Genomic DNA, 19,417 nt, shown 5'->3' on the forward strand with positions numbered 1-19,417 from the left:
AAGAGCCGTGCAAAGAAAGGTCGGTTGCCCATGTCCACCCTGTCCCGGCGCACCCTTCTGCGCTCGATCGCCGTCGGCGGAGCGGCCGCCGCCGCGCCCGGCGTGCTCACCGCCTGCTCCAGCGGATCGGGCGGCGGTGACGTCTCCAACGCGGGCAAGGAACTCGCCCCCTGGCCCACCCACACACCGGTCTCCGGACCGAAGCCCGACCTCGCGCCCACCGACGAGGGCGTCCAGGCCGGATACACCTCCTACCCCTCCGACCTCGTCACCTCGGTCCCACGCACACCCGGCGAGGGCTCCACCATCAAGGTCATGTCGGTGACCTTCGGCGTGCCGCCCAAGTCCGCCTCGGAGAACCGGTTCTGGACGGCGGTGGAGAAGGCCCTCGGCGTGAAGATCGAGTACACGGTCGTCTCCCAGACCGACTACCAGAAGAAAATGGCCACGGTCATGGCCGGCGACCCCGGTGAACTACCCGACATCCTGAATGTGTTCTCCGGCTTCGTCCTGCCCCGCGAGGCCCAGTTCGTCCAGCGCAGGGCCGAGGACCTCACCCCGTTCCTGTCCGGCGACGCGATCGCCGACTACCCCAACCTCGCCAACATCCCCACCCACGCCTGGCAGGACATGGGCCGCATCGGCGGACGCATCTACGGCATCCCCTTGGAGCGCCCGCTGCCCGGCTCCACCCTCTGGCTCAACCAGGACTTCTTCACCGACGCGGGGATGAAGGAGGACTGGACCTCGCAGGACTTCGCCGCCGTCGCGCAGCAGGGCACGGGCGGCGGAAAGTACGCGCTCGGTGCCGCCGTCGGCTCGCTCTTCGGCAACGCCGTGCACTCCGCCGCCCACAACGCCCCTTCGAGCTGGGCCGTGGACAAGGACGGCACGTTCCACGCGAACTTCACCGACGAGCGCTTCAAGGCGGCCGTCGCCTTCCAGGCCGAGTTGCGCAAGAACGGCTCCTACCACCCGGACGCCACCTCGATCTCCCAGCCGGACCTGGGCACCCTCTTCCTCAACGGCACGGTCGGCTCCATGCAGGACGGGTTCGGCGCGTACCTGCCCAAGTACCTCGACTCCGAAGGACTGTTGACCCCGGCGGCGGCCCTCCCGTACAGCGTGGACGGCACGCCCGGAGGTGTCGTCGCCGCCCGCCGTTCCTTCGGCTACACCGTGCTGAAGAAGGCGAAGAAGGAGCGTATCGAGATGCTGCTGCGCATCCTGGACTATCTGGCCGCGCCCTTCGGCAGCAAGGAGTGGGAACTCGTGCACTACGGCGTGGAGGGCACCCACTTCACCCGTGGCCAGGACGGCGCGCCCGAGGCCACCTCGCTCGGCGAGATCGAGAACAACACCAACCTGCCGTTCAAGTACCTCGCCGAGGGCCCGCAGGTCCTGTTCGTGCCGGGTCGGCCCGAAGCGGTCCGCGCTCTGCACGCCTGGCAGCAGAAGGTGGTGCCGGTCGCCGTCCGGGACGCCTCGTACGGGCTCCAGTCCGCGACGAAGACCGCCCAGGGCACGACGCTCAAGGCGTTCATGGACGACACGGTCACCGGGATCATCGCGGGCCGCGCCCCGCTGTCCGAACTGGACGCAGCCGCGAAGCAGTGGCGCTCCAGGGGCGGCGACAGAATGGCGGAGGAGTTCGCGAAGGACTACGCGGCCAACACCTGAACGGTTGGCGGAAGAGGAGACGCGGGGGATGGGAAGCGACATGGCGTCGAAGGGGCGGGTCACGATCCGCGAGGTCGCCGAGCGGGCGGGCGTGTCCGTGGCCACCGTCTCGCGTGTGCTCAGCGGCAACTACCAGGTCCCGCCCGCGACGAGGGCCCGCGTACTGCGCGCGGCCCGCGACCTCGACTACGTCGCCAACGCGCACGCCCGCGCCCTGGTCGGCGGCGGCCGCAAGATGGTCGCCGTCGTCCTGCGCCAGGTCACGAGCCCTTTCTACGCTCAGGTCGCCGAGGGCGTCGAGGCGGAGGCCGCCGCGCGTGGCTGGCTGTGCCTGGTCGGCACCACGGGCGGCGATCCCGGGCGCGAGCTGGAGTTCGTGCAGCTGATGCGGGAGGAGGGCGCCCGGCTGGTGATCCTCGTCGGCGGGGTCGTCGAGGACGACGCCTACCGCGAGCGCGTCGCCCACTACGCGCAGGCCCTCGACGCGGCCGGGGCCCGGCTCGTGCTGTGCGGACGGCCCGCGCCCGACCCGGACATCCCCGCGCTCGTCGTGGAGTTCGACAACGAGGCCGGGGCCCGCGCCATCACCGGGCATCTGCTGTCGGCGGGCCACCGCCGGATCGTCTTCCTCGGCGGACTGCCCGGCAACACGGCCCTCGACGCCCGCGTCTCCGGCTACCGTGCCGCGCTCGCGGAGCACGGGCTGCCGCCCGAGGCCGCCCATGTCATCGACTGCGGCCTCGGCCGGGCGGCGGGCCACCGGGCCATGGCCGAACTCCTCAAGGCCACACGGGAGTTCACCGCCGTCTTCGCCGGGGACGACATGGTCGCCGCCGGGGCGCTGCGCGCCATCGCCGAGGCCGGGCTGCGCGTGCCGCACGACATCTCCGTCGTCGGCTACAACGACATCCCGCTCGCCGAGGACTTCAACCCACCGCTCACCACGGTCCGCACCCCCGCCGAGGAACTGGGCCGCGCCGCCGTCCGCATCGCCCTGCGCGACCCCGACCACACCGCGGGCACGCACCACCTGCTCGGCACCCACATCGTCGTCCGCGACAGCGTCCAGCCGCCACCGACCGATGGAGGTTCCGCCCCCGTGTGACGGTGCCGCATGTGTCGTTGTCGTCCTGTGCGGCCGGGATTTCAGTGGCGCGGTGCCTCAGCGTCGTCGTCCGCGCCATGGTCCGGCTCTTCGACTTACGGAGGTTTCCGCCGCTGTGTGAACGCGCCGCATCTGTCGCTGTTGTCCCGCGCGGTCCTGACGGCACCGGGGCCGCCCGTCATCGTCGAGCGCCCGAACTGACGGAGGTTCCGCCGCTGTAACCGCGCCGCAGGTTCCACTGTCGCCCCGCGTGGCCCCGACGACACCGGGGGGCGCACACCGTTGTCGTCGGCGACAGCGTCCAGCCACCCCCACCGACGGAGGACTCACCCCCGCATGACCGCGCCGCATGTGTCGCTCACCGGCCTGCCGCCCCTGGACCCCGCCCGCTCACCCGTCACCGGCTTCACCCGCGCCCACTGGGAGGCGACGGCCGACCGTCTCCTGGAGGGCCTCGTGCCCTACGCCACCCCGGGATTCGCCCAGTACCGGCTGCCCGGCCGCGCGAGTCACTCGGGTCCCTGGTCCGACGGACTGGAGGGCTTCGCGCGCTCCTTCATGCTGGCCGCCTTCCGCATCGCGGGGTCCGCGGGGCGCGTCGGCCCGGCCCTGATCGAGCGGTACGCGGCCGGGCTCGCCGCCGGGACGGACCCGGGCTCCGACGAGCGCTGGCCGCCCATCACGGACCGGGGGCAGCCCATGGTGGAGGCGGCCTCCATCGCGATCGCCCTGCACGAGAGCCGGCCGTGGCTCTGGGACCACCTCGACGACGGGGTGCGCGAGCGGGTCGCCGACTGGCTGGGCGGCTTCGTCGGCGCCACTGCCAACGACTCCAACTGGCGCCTCTTCCAAGTGATCACGGAGGAGTTCCTCGCCTCGGTCGGCGCCCCGCACAGCCGCGCGGAGATCGACGCGGGACTGGCCCGTCTGGAGGACTGGTACCGGGGCGGCGGCTGGTACACCGACGGCGACGGCCGCAAGTTCGACTACTACAATGCCTGGGCGCTGCACCTGTACCCGGCCCTGTGGGCGCGTATGGCGGGGCCTCGCGGAGACGCCGAGGTGGTGGCCCGGCACCGCGCCCGGCTGCGTGAATTCCTCGACGCCCACCAGCACTTCTTCGGCTCCGACGGCGCCCCGGTCCACCAGGGCCGCTCGCTCACGTACCGGTTCGCGGCCGCGGCCCCGCTGTGGGCGGGCGTCCTCGCCGACGCCACCCCGCTGCCCCCGGGCCGCACCCGCCGCCTCGCCTCCGGTGCCCTGAAGCACTTCACCGACCGCCAAGTACCCGACGGTAAGGGCCTGTTGAGCCTGGGCTGGTACCGGCCCTTCCTCCCGGTCACCCAGCGGTACTCGGGCCCGGCCTCCCCGTACTGGGCGAGCAAGGCGTTCCTGGGCCTGCTGCTGCCCCCCGACCACCCCGTGTGGACGGCACCCGAGGAGCCGGGCCCGGTCGACACGGCCGACACCTGCCTGGTGCTGCCCGCCCCGGGCTGGCTGCTGCACTCCACGGCCGCCGACGGGATCGTACGGCTCGTCAACCACGGCACCGACCGGCTGCCGCCCCCGCCCGCCGCCTCCGAGGACAACGCGCACTACACGCGCTTCGCGTACGCGAGCGCCGCGGCGCCCGACACCGCGGGCGCGGGCATCGACAATCACGTCGCCCTGGTCGCCCCCGACGGAACCGCCTCCCGGCGCGGGCGCGTCCACCCGCTGGGCATGGCCGGAAACCGGGCGGCCTCCTGGCACACGGCGTCACTCGCGGGGGAGGGGCATCGGATCGAGACCACCAGCGTTGTACGCGGCCCCTGGGAGGTGCGGGTGCACCGGGTGGAGGGTCCGCGCGGCGCGGTCGTACGCGAAGGGGGGTGGGCCCTGGCCGACGACGACCGGCCGCCGGAGGAGGCGACCGGGCCGGGGTGGGCGTGGGCGTGGCGGCCGGACGGGCTGGGCAGTGCCGTCGTCGCCCTGCACGGCTGGGACATGGAGGTGAGCGGTGCGGTCGCGCACGCGCGGGATGCCAACGCGTACGGCGTTCACTCGGCAACTCCCCATCTGCTGCTGCCCGTTCATCCGGGAGGCAGCCGGTTGCTGGTCACGCTGGTGGTGCTCGGCACCGACCCGGAGGACGCGCTGAAGGCGAGCGCGCGGGTCACGGCGGACGGCGCGGTGCGGATCCGTTTCCCGGACGGGGCGGAGGAGGAGGTTCCGGGAGTGGGGGAAAGCGGTTGAGCAGGCCCGCGGCGCGCAGCAGGCGGCGGATGCGGGGCTGGTCGGAGACGAGACGGAGACGGCCGCCCGCTCCCGGGCCCTCGCCTCGGCACGGCACAGCACGCGCAGCCGAGCAGTCGAGGAAGGCGCACCGGCGCAGATTCACGAGGACATCCGGGGAGGGGCCGTTCGTGGCGGTCTCCAGGTGCTCAGCCACACAGGCGGCCGTCGCCATGTCGATCTCCCCATGCACCTGAACAACGAGGAACGGGCCGGTCCGGCGGCCGCGCGTGTAGGGGTTCGGCGCGGCGAGCCCGGACCCGGCGGCCGTACCCCAGGGTGAATCGGCGGTGGGGTCATGGGCTTCCGGCGGCATGTCGGCTCCACCTCGGCGGCGGTAGGGCGCATTTGATCTCGCCGGCTACCCCGGCAGGGCCAGAACCATCCCTACCGCACGGCCCACAAAATTTGGTTCACTCGACAAGGTGAATTTCGATCCGGAGTGTTGACTTTTGGTGGGAGGTGCGGGGCTGGGATGCTCTGGCCAAGCCGGATGTGGGAGCCATAGAGTCGCAGTGCAGCCCCAGCCCCCGGCCGCGCCGCCGTCCGAGTGGCGTTTCATGGAAGCCCATGCGTCTGTCGAACGAGGGGGGTTGGCGGTGGGGACACCGGTACGCACTCCCGCTGAAGATCCGCCGTTGCTGACCGAGTGCGGACTGATGGCACCCGCGCTGGAAATGGAGTTCTCGGCGCACTTCTCGCGCGCCGACGGGGAGTCGGCGGCGGAGGCGGCCATGGCGGCGGTGGCGCGCGTGATCGACGCGCCGAGGTGGTTCCTCAAGCCCGTGCTGGAAGCCGGCCGCTCGACGAGCGGCCACCTCCTGGAGCGCACCACGGCCGACATCTGCCGGATCGTCCTCACCGCGAACGACTCGGGCATCACGGTCGCGGCCACCGACGACACCGAGGTCGCTTTCGACACCGGTCACCACCGCGGTGCCGGACAACTGCCCCTGCTGGCCGTCGTCGACGGACTCCGCCTCCACCATGGTCCGGACGGGCACCTGTGGGTCGTATGGCAGGGCTCATGGGGAGCTGCCGGCCGCTAAGCGGCCCCGGGGAGGTGGGGTGCGTTTCCGCGCCCGCCGCGGAGCGGCTGATGTCACCGCGGTGCTGGGGGCACCTCCCAGCGGTAGCTGGGGGAGCATCGGCGTGCTGCCGCATCGTCCTCGTACTGGATGTACTTGGGTGATGCGGCAGTGCGGCGAGGTGCCGTGCCGGGCGGCGTGGGAGCGTGTCTCACTTCGCCGAGGCTGCTTAGGGGCTCCCAGTGAAGGCCGCGCCCCGTCAGAGGCGCGGGGTGACCTCGAACTCTCGCCGAGAAACTCACCGCACAGGCGTGGCGATCCGCAGCGGCACCGCCCCCTTCGCCCCCGGAGGGGGCTCCTCGCCCTGGACGACGTCCGCCCACCAGGCGCCCCCGTCCTCGATGTGCCGCAGCAGGATGCCCTCGCGGATCGCCCAGGGGCAGATGGCGACCACCTTGAGCCCGGTCAGCTTCATGGCCGTGTGCCCGACCACGGCTCCCGCCAGGCTCTGGGTGGCCCGCGGCGCCGAGATGCCCGTGAGGTGGGCGCGCTCGGCGGCCGGCAGTACGGCGAGGCGGTCGATGGACCGCCGCAGGTCCGAGCGGCGCAACTTCCGCTCCACGAAAGGCCCGTGGCGTCCGGGCGCGGCCCCGCACAGCCGGGCCAGCTGCTGGAAGGTCCGCGAGGTGGCCACCGCGGTGCGCGGTCCCTCCCAGCGGATCCGGGCGGCCACGTCCCGCAGCTGATGGCGGACCTTGCGGCGCAGGGCCTTCACGCTCTGAAGCGAGGGCGGGTCCTGTCCGTCGAAGAACTCATGGGTGAGGCGGTTGGCGCCGAGGGGGAGCGAGGCCGCGAAGTCGGGCAGGCGTCCGCGTCCGAAGGCGACCTCCAGTGAGCCGCCGCCGATGTCGAGGAGCGCGAGCGGACCCGAACGCCAGCCCATCCACCGGCGCGCCCCGAGGAACGTGAGCTCCGCCTCGACCTCGCCCGGCAGCGTGCACAGGGGCACACCGGTCTCGGCGCGGACGGTCCGCAGCACCTCGGCGCGGTTGGGCGCGCTGCGCACCACGGCGGTCGCGAAGGCCAGCGGGCCCGCCGCACCCCACCGCTCCGCCGTACGGACCGCCGCGGCCACGGACTCGCTCAGCCGCTTGACCGCCTCGTCCGGGACGAGGCCCCCGTGTGCCACCTGCTCGGAGAGCCGCAGCCGCCACTTCGCGGTATGCACCGGAAGCGGCACCCCGCCCTCGGCGTCCGCCACGATGAGCCGGACCGTGTTCGAACCCACATCCACCACGCTGATTCGCATGCACCCGAAGTACCCGCGAGGTGCGTCGGCACGCGTGTCATGGGCACGAAGAGGATGTGCGGCGGCGGGTATGAGACAACCGCTGCGATCACTTCTGAATCACCCACAATCACCCGCCCCCCATCGTGAGCTGCTTGTTTAATTGCATATGATTCGCAGGTGCGTGATTACGACATCAGGACGGCGACTCCCGGCGATCTCGACGGCGCGCGTGCGGTGATGCTCGACACCGTCTACCGCGACTTCGGCACGGGATACGTGCCCCGCTGGCACGGCGACATCATCGACCTCGACGGCGCCTACCTCGCGCCCGACCGGCACACCCTCCTGGTCGCGGTGGACGGGCGGGACGGCGCGGTCGTCGCCACCGCGGCACTCGACTCCCGGGGGCCGGCGCATCCCCCCAACCCCCGCCAACTGGCCGAGCGTTACCCGTCCGGCGAGACCGCGCAGCTCAGGCGCGTCTACGTGCGCCCCGATCACCGCCGCCGGGGCCTGGCCCGACGCCTGGTCGCCGCCCTGCTCGACTTCGCGGCGGCCGACGGCGGCTACCGCTCCGTATATCTCCACACCGACCCGGCGGTGCCCGGCGCCGAGGACTTCTGGCGCTCGCTCGGCAAGGTCGTGTGCGACGAGCGCGAGGCGGGCGGGCAGGGGGTCGTCCACTTCGAGGTGCCCGTGAGTACCCTCGCTAGATGAAAATCATTTCCATGTAGTCTGTCGCCCGTTCCGTCACCCCCACCCCAGAACGAGGACCATGCTCCCCGCGTTTTCCGTCGCCCGGCGCCGACTCCTCGCCGGCCTGCTGCTCGCCCCCCTGCTGACCGGCTGCTTCGCCTCCGGCGGTGACACGTCCGGAAGCGACTCCACGGACGGCGCCCGGCTCCGCGTGGCGCTAGCCTTCCCGCCCACCGAGAACTTCTCCCCGTACGGCGCCGACGCCACCCTCCTCAGCAGGCTCGGAGTCACCGAGGGACTGACAAAGCTGGACGCCAACGGATCGGCGGCCCCCGCGCTCGCCGAGTCGTGGACCCGTGAGAACGACCGGAGTTGGCTGTTCACGCTGCGTGAGGCGAGCTTCCAGGACGGCACCGAGGTCACCCCGGCCGCCGTGGCCGCCGCCCTCACCCACGCCACCGAGGCCGAGCCCGTCACCCCCGCGCTCTCCAGTATCACGCTCACCGCACGGAAGGCCGGCGACCACCAGGTGCGGATCACCACCGAGGACCCGGACCCGGTCATGCCGCTGCGTCTGTCGAGCCCCGGCCTCGCGATCCTCTCCACGCAGGCGTACGGCAGGACGGTCGACCCGGTCGGCACCGCCACCGGCCCCTTCGAGCTCACCGAGGTCACCGGCGCCACCGCGGCCACCCTCGACCGCTTCGACGACTACTGGGGCGGCCGGGCCCAGGCCTCCGGCGTGGACGCCAGGTTCATAGCCGACGGCACCGCCCGCACCAACGCCCTGCGCACCGGCGAGGCCGACATCGCCGAGGCGGTCCCGGTCTCCCAGGCGGCATCGCTGGACGAGGGCACCCGCCACGAGACGGCCACCACCCGCACGACCAGCCTCTTCCTGAACACGCAGTCGGCCGTCTTCAAGGACGCCGGGACGCGCGCCGCCGCCCGCGCGGCTGTCGACACGTCCGTGCTCGCCAAGGACGTCTACGAGGGTTACGCCGACCCCGGCGCCGGCATCTACGGGCCCGCCGTGACCTGGGCGGCCGCCGAGCGCGTCGAACCCGGTAGGCGTGCCGAGGCGGCGAAGCCCGACGAGGCCCCGGTGACGTTGGCGACGTACGACAACCGGCCCGAACTGCCCGAGGTCGCACAGGTGCTGAAGCAGCAACTGGAGAAGGCCGGGTTCACGGTCGAGCTGGAGGTGCGCGAATACTCACGCCTCGAAAGCGACGTCCTCGCCGGCAAGTTCGACGCCTTCGTGTCCGCCCGCAACACCCTGCTCGACACCGGCGACCCGGTCTCCGTCCTCACCAGCGACTACACCTGCGACGGCGGCTACAACCTGGCGCTGCTCTGCGACAGGACCGTCGACCGAGCCGTCGCCGAGGCCGAGGCGGAAGCCGACACCGACAAGCGCCGACAGGCGGCCATGGCCGCGGAGGCGGCGATCCTGGGCACGGACGCGGTCGTCCCCCTGGTCCACCAGCGGATCATCACCGGCGTCGGCACCTCGGTGCGGGGCGTGCTCCTCGACCCGTACGAGCGCACGCTCATCGGCACGGGGACCCGGCGCTGAGCGGCATACGCGGCGGCACGTTCCTCTGGCGCCTGGCACTGGCGGCCGCCCTCGCCTGCGGCATCGGTCTGCTGCCGTGGCTGTCGCGGACCGACCCGGCGCTCACCGTCCTCAAGGCCCGCTCGGCCGAACGCGCCCCGACCCCGGAGGTGCTGGCCGCCGTACGCGACCAACTCGGCCTCGACCAAGGGCCGTTCGGACTCCTGGGCCAGTGGCTCGCCGGGCTGGCACGCGGGGACGCGGGGCGTTCGTGGATCTCGGGCGCCGAGGTCACGCCGTCCGTCGTCCAGGCCCTCGGCGTCTCACTGCTGCTGATGGCCGCCGCACTCCTGGTCGCGGCGGCCACCGCGACGGCCGTCTGCGCACGCACCCTGTGGCTGGGATCGCGCCGCCGCCTCGGCGAGCGGCGCGGGAGCGGCAGCGCGGCGGCGGTGCTGGCAGCGCTGCCCGAGTTCCTCACCGCGTCCGTCCTGGCCGCCGTGATCGGCGTCCACCTCGGCTGGCTGCCCGCCCTCGGCTGGTACGGGCCCCGCTGGACGGTACTGCCCGCGCTCGCCCTCGGCCTGCCCGCGGGCGCCCTGCTCGGGCGGCTCCTCGACGACCTGCTGCCCGGCACCTTCGCCGGGCCCTGGGCCCTGGCCGCCGCCGCACGCGGCATACCGGGGCGGCGCATCGCCCGGCAGGCGCTGCGCCACTGCGTGCCCGGACTCCTGCCGAACATCGGCCTGTTCGTCGTCGGACTCACCGGCGGCGCGGTCGCCGTAGAGCAGATCTTCGACATCCCCGGCCTCGGCCGCACCACCCTCCAGGCCGCCATCGCCCAGGACCTGCCCGTCCTCCAGGCCGGCACCCTCGCCCTCGTCCTGCTGGCCGCCGTGGCCGGCGGACTCACCCGGCTCGGCGCCCGCATGCTCATCGGCCCGGCCCTGCGCGACAACGCCCTCCAGTCGCCCCACCGCCCGAAGCCGCCCGCCCCGCGCACGACGCCGCTGCTGTACGGCGCCGTCCTGCTCGGGGTGATCGCGCTCGGCCTGCCCCGCGACCCGCTCGCCCTGGACACCGGCGCCCGGCTCCAACCTCCGTCCTGGGCACGCCCGTTCGGCACCGACGCGCTCGGCCGCGACGTTCTGGCCCGCATCGGGCACGGCGCCTTCCACACGCTCGCCCTCGCCCTGGCGATCAGCGCCGCCGCCCTGCTCACCGGCGTTCTGCTGGGCCTGCTGCCCCGGCTGTCCGGCCCGCTCGTCGACACCGTCAACGCCGTACCGCCGGTCCTCGCGGGCCTGCTGGCGGCCGGAGTCGCCGGAAGCGGCGCGGCGACCCCGGCGCTCGCGGTGGCCGCCGTCGCCTGGGCGCCGCTCGCCGCGCACACCTCGGCCCTGCTCGCCCAGGAACGGGCCACCCTGCACATCACGGCGACGAAGGCCCTCGGCGCGGGCCCGACGTACCTGCTCCGCCACGAACTCCTGCCCGCCGTCCTGCCGCCCGTCACCCGCCACGCCCTGCTCCGCCTGCCCTCCGTCGCCCTCGCCCTGACCGCCCTCGGCTTCCTCGGCCTCGGCAGCCGGCCGCCGGACCCGGAGTGGGGCCTCCTCCTCGCCGAGAACCAGCCGTACGTCGAACGCGCCCCCTGGGCGGTCCTCGCCCCCGCCGCCGTACTCGCCCTGCTCGGCGCGCTCGCGGTGACGGCGGCGGGCGGGGTGCGGTGGCCGCGACCGTCCCTCTCGCCCGTACGACAGCCGAAGCCCGCCGCCGTCACCACCCCCGTGAAAGCACCCCGATGACCCGACAACCGACCCTCACCCGTCGCCGCACGTGGGCACAGCTCAACCCCCTCCTGCGGCTGCTGATCCTCACCCAACTCGCCTTCAACATCGGCTTCTTCGCCGTGCTGCCCTTCCTCGCCGAACACCTCGGCACCGCGATCGGGATGGCCGGCTGGATGGTCGGGTTCGTGCTCGGCCTGCGTACGTTCAGCCAGCAGGGCCTGTTCGTGGTGGGCGGTGCGCTGGCCGACCGGTACGGCGTACGGCCCGTGGTCCTCGCCGGGTGTGTGCTGCGGATCGCCGGGTTCGTGTGGCTGGGATACGCGGAGGAGTCGTGGGCGGTCATCGGGGCCGTGCTGCTGATCGGCTTCGCCGCCGCGCTGTTCTCACCGGCCGTCGAGTCGGAGGTGGCCCGGCAGGCCGTCCTCTGGGAGGAGGCGGGCGGCGGCTCCCGTACGCGGGTCCTCGCCCTGTTCACCGTGGCCGGACAGGCCGGGGCGTTCGTCGGGCCGCTCCTCGGCGCGCTGCTGCTCGACGTGGACTACCGCACGGTGTGCCTCGCGGGTGCCGGGGTCTTCGTCCTCGTCCTGGCGGGGCATGTGTGGCTGCTGCCGCAGCACATACCGGGGCGGGAGCGGGTCGAGGTCAGGGGAGGGGTCGGCTCACTCGTCCGCAACCGCCGCTTCCTGGCGCTGTGTTGTGCGTACGGGGCGTACTTGCTGGCGTACAACCAGCTGTATCTCGTGCTGCCGCTGGAGGTGGAGCGGGTGGCTGGCTCGCAGCAGCCGCTGGCCTGGCTGTTCGCGCTGTCCTCGCTGCTCGTCGTGACGGCCCAGCTGCCGGTCACCAACTGGGCGGCGAACCGGCTCGATCTGCGCCGCTCCATGACGGTGGGGCTGGTGCTGATCGGTGCCGGGTTCGCGGTGGTGGGCGGGGCGCGGCCCGCCGCGTGGACGGGGAACGCGGGGCTGCTGCCCGCGGCAGGCTTCGTCGTGCTGCTCACTCTCGGTCAGATGCTGGTCGCGCCCGCCGCGCGGGCCTGGGTGCCCGACCTTGCCGACGACGGGCGCCTCGGCCTCTTCACCGGTGCGATGTCCTCCGTCTCCGGCCTGATCGTCCTGGTCGGCAGCGCGGCCACCGGCTCCCTCCTCGACACCGGCCTGCCGCCCGCCGTCCCGTGGCTCGTCCTCGCCGCGATCCCGCTCGCCTCGATCGCACTGCTACCACGCCACTCCGGCCCGCCCCGGGGCCCCAGCCCGACCCACCGCCCGGGCACGGTACGCCGCCGCTAGGGCATCTGGTACGGCTGGTTCCTCGCCCCCGGCCGCCCCTACCCGTCCCATCCCCAGGGGCTGCCGCCCCTTCACCCGGCCCTGGGGCTGCGGCCCCTGGACCCCCTGGGGGTGGGTGGGTTGTCTGCGGGTGGGTGGAGGTTGCTGTGGGATCGGCCTGAACGGCCTCGTCCTCAAGCGCCGGACGGGCTGGGGGTGTCTGGGGCGGGTCGGGACGGTGCTGCTGGGTGGGTGGTGGGTCGGCCTGTGGCCTCGTCCTCAGGCGCCGGACGGGCTGGGGGTGCTTGGGGTGGGTTGTGTGTGGGCCGGTGGGTGATGGGTCGGCCTTGCGGCCTCGTCCTCAAGCGCCGGACGGGCTGGGGGTGCCTGGGGTGGGTTGGGTGTGTGTGGGCCGGTGGGTGATGGGTCGGCCTTGCGGCCTCGTCCTCAAGCGCCGGACGGGCTGATGGTGCCTGGCCGGGGCTGAAAGGGCTCGGCGCGGAGTCGGCGGTCGGCGCGGGCTGGTGAGGTGGGGCGCGGGCTGATGGGTACTGCTCCGGGCTGGAGCCGCGCCCCGTCAGGGCCGAGGGAGCCGCGCCCTGTAAGGGGGGCGGGGCTGTATCGATATGCGGCTCCGCCGCGGGGGCGCGACCAGCCACACACAACCCGCAGACTCCCGACAACCCACACCACCCACCCCCTGCCGGCGGGGTCGAAGGGGCGGCAGCCCCTGGGGATGGGACGGGTAGGGGCGGCGGGGGCGAGGAACAGCCGTAGGACGCTGTGTGGCGTACTCCGGCCGACGGCTCACCCTCCCCCTCACTCTCACGCTCAGGCCAGCTGCCGTCTCACCAACTCATGCAGTCGCCCATCCGCGTCGGCGAGCAACCGCGCGGGCGGGCCCACCTCGGCGACCTTGCCGTTCTCCATGACGATGACGCGGTCGGCGTCCATGACGGTGGAGAGGCGGTGGGCGATGACGACGCGGGTGGCGTTGAGGGCGCGGGTGCTCTCGATGACCTTGCGCTGGGTCTCGTTGTCGAGGGCGCTGGTGGCCTCGTCGAAGAAGAGGATGCGGGGGCGGCGGATCAGCGCCTGGGCGATCATCAGGCGCTGCCGCTGGCCGCCGGACACGGAGCCGCTGCCCTGGACGATGGTGTGCAGCCCCATCGGCATCCGCTTGATGTCATCCGCCAGCCCCGCCATCTCGGCGGCAGCCATCGCCTCCTCGGGCGTATACGGCTCGGTACCGCAGATGACGTCGAGGATGGAACCGGTGAACGGCTGGGCGTGCTGAAGGACGACCCCGCACTGGCGCCGCACGGCGGACTGGTCGAGGGCGCCCAGGTCCTGCCCGTCGTACAGGACACTGCCGGAGACCGGTCGGTCGAAGCCGATGAGGAGACGCAGCAGGGTGGACTTGCCGCAACCGCTCGGGCCGACGATCGCGACGAACTCGCCCGGCTCGATCTCGAAGGACACGTCGTCGAGGACGAGGGGACCGTCGTCGGCGTACCGGAAGGCGAGCCGTCGCGCTTCGAGTCCGCCCGACAGGAGGCCGGGGCGCGTGCTCGCCGTGCGCACCTCCGGCGTTCCCTCCAGCACCGGCTTGATCTGTTCGAAGAGGGGCAGCGCGGAGACCGCCGACACGAACGCCCCGGTGAGCTGGGTGACCGAGGTCAGGAGCATGGTGACGGACGTGCTGAAGGTGAGGAAGGCGCTCGCGGACATCGAACCGCGTGCCGGGCCCGCCAGCAGGATGAACATCAGCAGGGTGGACAGCGGCAGATACACCGACCCCAGCACCGTGTTGAGGTTCTTGATGCGGCCGACCCTCTGCTGGAGCTCCCGGCTGCGCGCGAACTCGCCCGCCCAGGCCGCGTACGCGTAGTTCTCGGCCGCCGCGACCCGCAGCTTCGGCAGGCCCCGCAGGGTCTGGAACGCCTGGTTGTTGAGCTTGTTGTTCAGCACGACCAGCCGGCGCTGCCAGCGCACCTGCCACAGGCCGAGCCCGAGGAACACGGAGGCGATGACGACGAGCATGCCGATCGCGGCCAGCGCCATGGGCACGCTGTACCAGAGCAGCAGTCCCAGGTTCATCGCGCCGAGCGTGACCGACTGGGCGACGACCGGTCCGACACCCGCCAGCGTGCGGCGCATCGCGGTGATGCCCATGGCCGCGCTGGCGAGTTCACCGGTGGAGCGCGAGGTGAAGAACTTCGTCGGCAGTCTGAGCAGCCGGTCCCAGACCGCCGGCTGGAGCGTGGCTTCGATCCGCCCCTCCAGCCGCAGGATCGTGAGGTTCTGCAACAGCATGAACGCGGCCGAGACCACACTCGCGATCATGATGGCCAGACAGACCTGCACGATCAGGTTCTCCTGGGCTTTCGGTACGTACTCGCCGAGCACCTTGCCCGTCGCGATCGGTACCAGCGCGCCCAGCGCGACCGTCACCAGACCGCTGATCGCCAGGTTCGTCATGTCCCCGCTCGTGCCTCCGAGGCTGAACCGCATCAGCCGCAGTGGGCTGAGCGTCCGCTCGGGCAGCGGTCGGTAGAACATCACGGCCCGCGGCTCGAACTCCGCCTCGTTCGCCTTCTCGATCGGCGTCTCGCGGCCGGACGACGGCTGTACGGCCACATAGCCGCCGCGCCGCCACAGCAGTGCGACCGGCGCGCCCGACAGGGCCCGGTGCCCGACCAGGGGGCCCACGTTCTCCCGCCACCAGCGCCCGGTGAGGCGTACGGCGCGGGTGCGGACCCGGGAGGCGATCGCGATGCGTTCGACCGGGTCGAGCCGCTCGCTCTCGGTGCCGCCCTGCGCGGGCTCGGACAGGGCGATCCCGGTGGCCTGGGCGACGAGCCGGCAGGCCGCGTATGTGGCGTCGGCGTCCGCGGCGGTCGTACGCCGTGCCGAGGACTTGCCGATGGAGGCGAGCAGCGTCCGGTCGGCCTGGGCGCGCACGGCCTCACCGGCCTTGATGCCCTCCGCCGTACGGTGCTCGTGGGTGCGCTCCAACTGCTCGATCCACCGGTCGAGCGTGGCCAGCAGCCGGTACTGCTGGTCGACCATGCCCTGCCAGACACCCGGGTCCATGAGAAGATCGGCCGCCGCTTCGGCGCCGTACATCGAGCCGTACTGGACGCTGCCCGGCGGCACCTGCATCCAGAACACGTCGTCGTCGGTGAGCGCGGCGGCGTTCTCGGTGGCCATCGGCGCCTGGAAGAGGATGGACAGACCGCGGCCGACGCCGAGGGCGAGGGCGTACTCCAGGGGGCTCGACCGCGGGGGTACGTACTGGGGGTTGCCCCACTCGTCGTACGACCAGGTCTCGGTGTTCACCGGCTGGTACAGCTCGCGCAGTCCGATACGGCGCACCACGCAGTCCCGCAACGGGCGGGCGACAAGTGTGTGTTGGGGTCCGGCGACCGGGCCGAGCAGCAGGGAGCCCACCTCCAGTCGGCCGAGGTGGTGCCAGTGGCCCTGCTGGGCGGCGTCCACCGCGAACAGGTCCAGGGCGCCGGACGCCACGAGCCACAGGACCTGCGGGCCCTCCAGGTCGAGGCGGCTGTGGCCGGAGCAGTCGATCGGCGTGCCCATGGAGCCCAGCGCGCCGAGGACGAGGTCGCCCTCGTGAACGGACGTCATCTCATCGCTCCCTGACCAGCTGGGCGTACGCGCCGCCGGCCGCGACCAGCTGCTCGTGCCGTCCGCGTTCCACGATCGTGCCGTGCTGGAGCACCACGATCTCGTCGCTGTCGCGGACCGTGCTCAGCCGGTGCGCGATCACCACACAGGCGCAGCCGCGCTTGCGCAGGTTGTCCATGACGAGCAGCTCGGTCTCCGCGTCCAGCGCGCTCGTCACCTCGTCGAGGACCAGGATGCTCGGCCTGCGCACCAACGCCCGGGCGATCTCCAGCCGTTGACGCTGACCGCCGGAGAAGTTCCGGCCGTCCTGCTCGACCCTGCTCCGGATGCCGCCGGGGCGGCGCGTCACCACGTCGTACAGGGCCGCGTCCCGCAGCGCGTCGACCACGGCCTCGTCCGGGATCGACGGGTCCCACAGCGCCACGTTGTCGCGGACCGTGCCCTCGAAGAGGAACACCTCCTGGTCGACGAAGGAGACGGAGGCCGCGAGCGCGCCGCGTGGGATGTCCTCCAGCCGCTGCCCGTCGATCCGGATCACGCCCTCCCAGGGGGCGTACAGGCCGGAGATCAGCCGGGACACCGTCGACTTGCCGCTGCCGGAGCCGCCGACCAGCGCCACCTGCTGCCCCGGGCCGGCCGTCAGGTCGAAGCCGCTGAGCAGCGGCTTGTCGAGCGGGCTGTAGCCGAATGTGATGTTCTCCAGCTCGACATGACCGTGCAGCCGGCGCGTCGACTCGGTCGCGTCGGGGCGGGCGTACAGCGGGTCCGCCTGGAAGTTCTCGACGTCCTTGAGGCGGGCGACGTCGGCGGCGAAGTCCTGGATGCGGCCCGCGACGCCGTTGAGGCGGGTGATCGGTGCGGTGAAGCGGGTGACGAGTGCCTGGAAGGCGACGAGGAGACCCACGGATATGTGGCCCTCGATGGCCCGCATCCCGCCGATCCACAGGATGAGCGCGCTGTTGAGCGTGGCCAGCGTCGGCGCGACCACGCCCAGCCAGGCACTCGGCACCCCGAGCCGCTGCTGCTCCTCCAGGGTGGTGGCGTGCTGCCCGGCCCACTTGCGGAAGTAGCCGTCCTCGCCGCCCGTCGCCTTCATCGTCTCGATCAGCTGCAGGCCGGTGTACGCCGTGTTGGTGAGCCGGGCGTTGTCGGCGCGCAGCTTCGCCGTACGGGTCGCGCGCAGCTTGATGACCACGCGCATCGCGACGACGTTGAGCAGGGCCACGCCGATGCCGACGAAGGTGAGCTGAGGGTCGTACGTGTAGAGCAGCAGCGCGTAGAGCACCACCACGACCGCGTCCACGCCGGCCGCCGCGAGGTCACGGGCCAGGGTCTCGGCCACCGCGTCGTTCGACTGGAGGCGCTGGACCAGGTCGGCGGGGCTGCGCTGGGCGAAGAAGGTGACCGGCAGGCGCAGGAGGTGGCGCAGGAAGCGGGCGCTGGACAGGGTCGAGGAGATGATGCGGCCGCGCAGCAGGTTCGCCTGTTGCAGCCACGTCAGGATGATCGTGAGCAGCACGGACGCACCCATCGACGCGAACAGCACGCCGAGCAGTGAGGTCTGGCCGCCGATCAGGAACATGTCGATATAGGTCCGGCTGAGCGCGGGCACCGCCGCGCCGACCACGACCAGCAGCAGACTCGCGAGCACGGCGGCGGGCATCGTGCCCGAAGTGCCGCGCATCCGGGCGGGCATGGCGCCCAGGACGCCCGGCTTGCGGCCGCCCTTCTTGAAGCCGTCGCCCGGCTCCATGACGAGGACGACACCCGTGAAGGCGGCGTCGAAGTCCTCCATCGGCACGAAACGGCGGCCCTTGCCGGGGTCGTTGATGAGGACGCCCCGACGGCCGAAACGGCGCCCCATCCCGTCGTACACGACGTAGTGGTTGAACTCCCAGAACAGGATGGCCGGCGCCTTCACCTCGGCGAGCGCGGCCACGTCCATCTGCATGCCCTTGGCCGTCAGGCCGTAACTGCGGGCCGCCTTCAGCAGGTTGCTCGCGCGCGAGCCGTCGCGGGAGACACCGCAGGCGATGCGCAACTCCTCCAGCGGGATGTGCCGTCCGTAGTGGCCGAGCACCATCGCGAGCGAGGCGGCGCCGCACTCCACGGCCTCCATCTGCAGGACGGTCGGGGTGCGGACGGCCTTCTGTCCGCCCTTGGGAACGGGGCGCTTGGGCGCGGCCTTGCGCCTGCCCCGTACGGGCCGGGTCTCCTGGGCCTGGGGCGCGGTCACGGGAGCAGCCAATCGATCGGACGCTGATCGGCCATACGGATCTGACCCGTGGCCATGGTCATGGAGGTGAGCTCGAACGGCGGCCCGTCCTGCGAGGACCACTTGTAGCCGGACTTCGTGGCGGCCCCGCGGTCCAGGCGCACCGTGACGGCCACCGGCCGGCCGTCCTTGGTGAACTGCTCACCCAGCTGGCTGTCCCCGAGGAACGCGCCGATCGACTGCGGCGTCTGGGCGGTCCGGTCCACCGACTCCACATGGCCGCGCAGCACGCCGTACTCCGAGGTGGGCACGGACTGCACGGTGAGGTCCACCGAGGCGTTCTCGGGAATCGTGGCCGCGTTCTCGGCGGGGACGTACACCGTCGCGTACAGCGCGTCTTCGGCGCCCGCGACCTTCTCGATGGCCGCGACATTGGCGCCGGTGGAGATGATCTGGCCGATGGTGGCCGCGACGGCGGTGACCCGGCCGGCGGCGACCGTGCGGACGACGGTCTCGCCCTCGGCGGTACGGACCTTCAGTACGGGTGCCTTGGCCTTGATGCGCTGCCCCTGCTCGGCGAGGACCGCGGTGACCTGCCCCGCGGCGGGGCTCTGGAGGATGTAACTGCCCTGCCCGTGCGTGAGGATGGCGGGCGCGCTGACCGTGGAAGCCACCGAGCCCGTCACCGCCCACACCGACGCGGCGGCCATGACGACCACGGTGACGGAGAGGACGAGCCAGCCCTGGGGACGGGCGAAGCGCACCGGAAGGTCGAGTTCTTCCGGTGACTGCAGCTTGGCGAGGGCCTGTTGGCGGAACTGCACGGGAACTTCCCTCACCTGCGGGTGAACTCGAAACAGGGGC

General features: G+C 72.5%; 13 protein-coding genes. 8 read left to right on the forward strand and 5 right to left on the reverse strand.

The window, feature by feature from the left end; genetic code table 11:
* Positions 1 to 30: 30 nt before the first annotated feature.
* The 3 genes from ACWD3C_RS08970 (at position 31) to ACWD3C_RS08980 (ending at position 5,020) form a co-directional block, all read left to right on the forward strand.
* Positions 31 to 1,680, forward strand: a complete 1,650-nt coding sequence (locus ACWD3C_RS08970; protein ID WP_451141652.1) for an extracellular solute-binding protein — start codon at positions 31 to 33, stop codon at positions 1,678 to 1,680.
* Positions 1,681 to 1,720: 40 nt separating this feature from the next.
* The gene (locus ACWD3C_RS08975) at positions 1,721 to 2,785 is read left to right on the forward strand and encodes a LacI family DNA-binding transcriptional regulator (RefSeq protein WP_451141731.1); all 1,065 of its coding nucleotides are present in this window, start codon (positions 1,721 to 1,723) and stop codon (positions 2,783 to 2,785) included.
* Between the two features lie 336 nt (positions 2,786 to 3,121).
* Positions 3,122 to 5,020: a DUF2264 domain-containing protein gene (locus ACWD3C_RS08980; protein WP_451141654.1), complete on the forward strand. Its 1,899-nt coding sequence runs from the start codon at positions 3,122 to 3,124 to the stop codon at positions 5,018 to 5,020.
* On the opposite strand, the gene ACWD3C_RS08985 is transcribed toward ACWD3C_RS08980, so the two are convergent.
* A complete protein-coding gene (locus ACWD3C_RS08985) occupies positions 4,941 to 5,375 on the reverse strand; it encodes an STAS domain-containing protein (protein WP_451141656.1) in 435 nt (144 codons plus the stop codon). The genes ACWD3C_RS08980 and ACWD3C_RS08985 overlap by 80 nt on opposite strands.
* Before the next feature lie 283 nt (positions 5,376 to 5,658).
* On the opposite strand from ACWD3C_RS08985, the gene ACWD3C_RS08990 reads away from it, so the two are divergent.
* Positions 5,659 to 6,108 (forward strand): hypothetical protein, encoded by a 450-nt coding sequence (locus ACWD3C_RS08990; RefSeq protein ID WP_451141658.1) that lies wholly within the window; start codon positions 5,659 to 5,661, stop codon positions 6,106 to 6,108.
* A gap of 277 nt (positions 6,109 to 6,385) precedes the next feature.
* Here ACWD3C_RS08990 and ACWD3C_RS08995 read toward each other — a convergent pair whose 3' ends face one another.
* Entirely contained in the window at positions 6,386 to 7,396 is a 1,011-nt protein-coding gene (locus ACWD3C_RS08995) for a Ppx/GppA phosphatase family protein (RefSeq protein WP_451141660.1), read from the reverse strand.
* Between the two features lie 159 nt (positions 7,397 to 7,555).
* On the opposite strand from ACWD3C_RS08995, the gene ACWD3C_RS09000 reads away from it, so the two are divergent.
* From ACWD3C_RS09000 to ACWD3C_RS09015, 4 genes are read left to right on the forward strand one after another with little or no spacing between them, the layout of a single operon-like run.
* Positions 7,556 to 8,095, forward strand: a complete 540-nt coding sequence (locus ACWD3C_RS09000) for a GNAT family N-acetyltransferase (RefSeq protein ID WP_451141662.1) — start codon at positions 7,556 to 7,558, stop codon at positions 8,093 to 8,095.
* 58 nt (positions 8,096 to 8,153) lie between these two features.
* Positions 8,154 to 9,653, forward strand: a complete 1,500-nt coding sequence (locus ACWD3C_RS09005; protein WP_451141664.1) for an ABC transporter substrate-binding protein — start codon at positions 8,154 to 8,156, stop codon at positions 9,651 to 9,653.
* 5 nt (positions 9,654 to 9,658) lie between these two features.
* Positions 9,659 to 11,437: an ABC transporter permease subunit gene (locus ACWD3C_RS09010; RefSeq protein WP_451141733.1), complete on the forward strand. Its 1,779-nt coding sequence runs from the start codon at positions 9,659 to 9,661 to the stop codon at positions 11,435 to 11,437.
* Positions 11,434 to 12,711, forward strand: a complete 1,278-nt coding sequence (locus ACWD3C_RS09015; RefSeq protein WP_451141666.1) for an MDR family MFS transporter — start codon at positions 11,434 to 11,436, stop codon at positions 12,709 to 12,711. Before ACWD3C_RS09010 ends, ACWD3C_RS09015 begins: the two co-directional genes overlap by 4 nt.
* An 810-nt stretch (positions 12,712 to 13,521) precedes the next feature.
* Here the strand turns inward: ACWD3C_RS09015 and ACWD3C_RS09020 are convergent.
* From ACWD3C_RS09020 to ACWD3C_RS09030, 3 genes are read right to left on the reverse strand one after another with little or no spacing between them, the layout of a single operon-like run.
* On the reverse strand, positions 13,522 to 16,338 hold the full coding sequence (locus tag ACWD3C_RS09020) for an NHLP bacteriocin export ABC transporter permease/ATPase subunit (protein WP_451141668.1): 2,817 nt from the start codon (positions 16,336 to 16,338) through the stop codon (positions 13,522 to 13,524).
* Position 16,339: 1 nt separating this feature from the next.
* The gene (locus ACWD3C_RS09025; RefSeq protein ID WP_451141670.1) at positions 16,340 to 18,574 is read right to left on the reverse strand and encodes an NHLP family bacteriocin export ABC transporter peptidase/permease/ATPase subunit; all 2,235 of its coding nucleotides are present in this window, start codon (positions 18,572 to 18,574) and stop codon (positions 16,340 to 16,342) included.
* Positions 18,571 to 19,377 (reverse strand): HlyD family efflux transporter periplasmic adaptor subunit, encoded by an 807-nt coding sequence (locus ACWD3C_RS09030; RefSeq protein WP_451141672.1) that lies wholly within the window; start codon positions 19,375 to 19,377, stop codon positions 18,571 to 18,573. Before ACWD3C_RS09030 ends, ACWD3C_RS09025 begins: the two co-directional genes overlap by 4 nt.
* Positions 19,378 to 19,417: the final 40 nt, after the last annotated feature.

This window comes from Streptomyces sp. NPDC002845, from assembly GCF_053591955.1.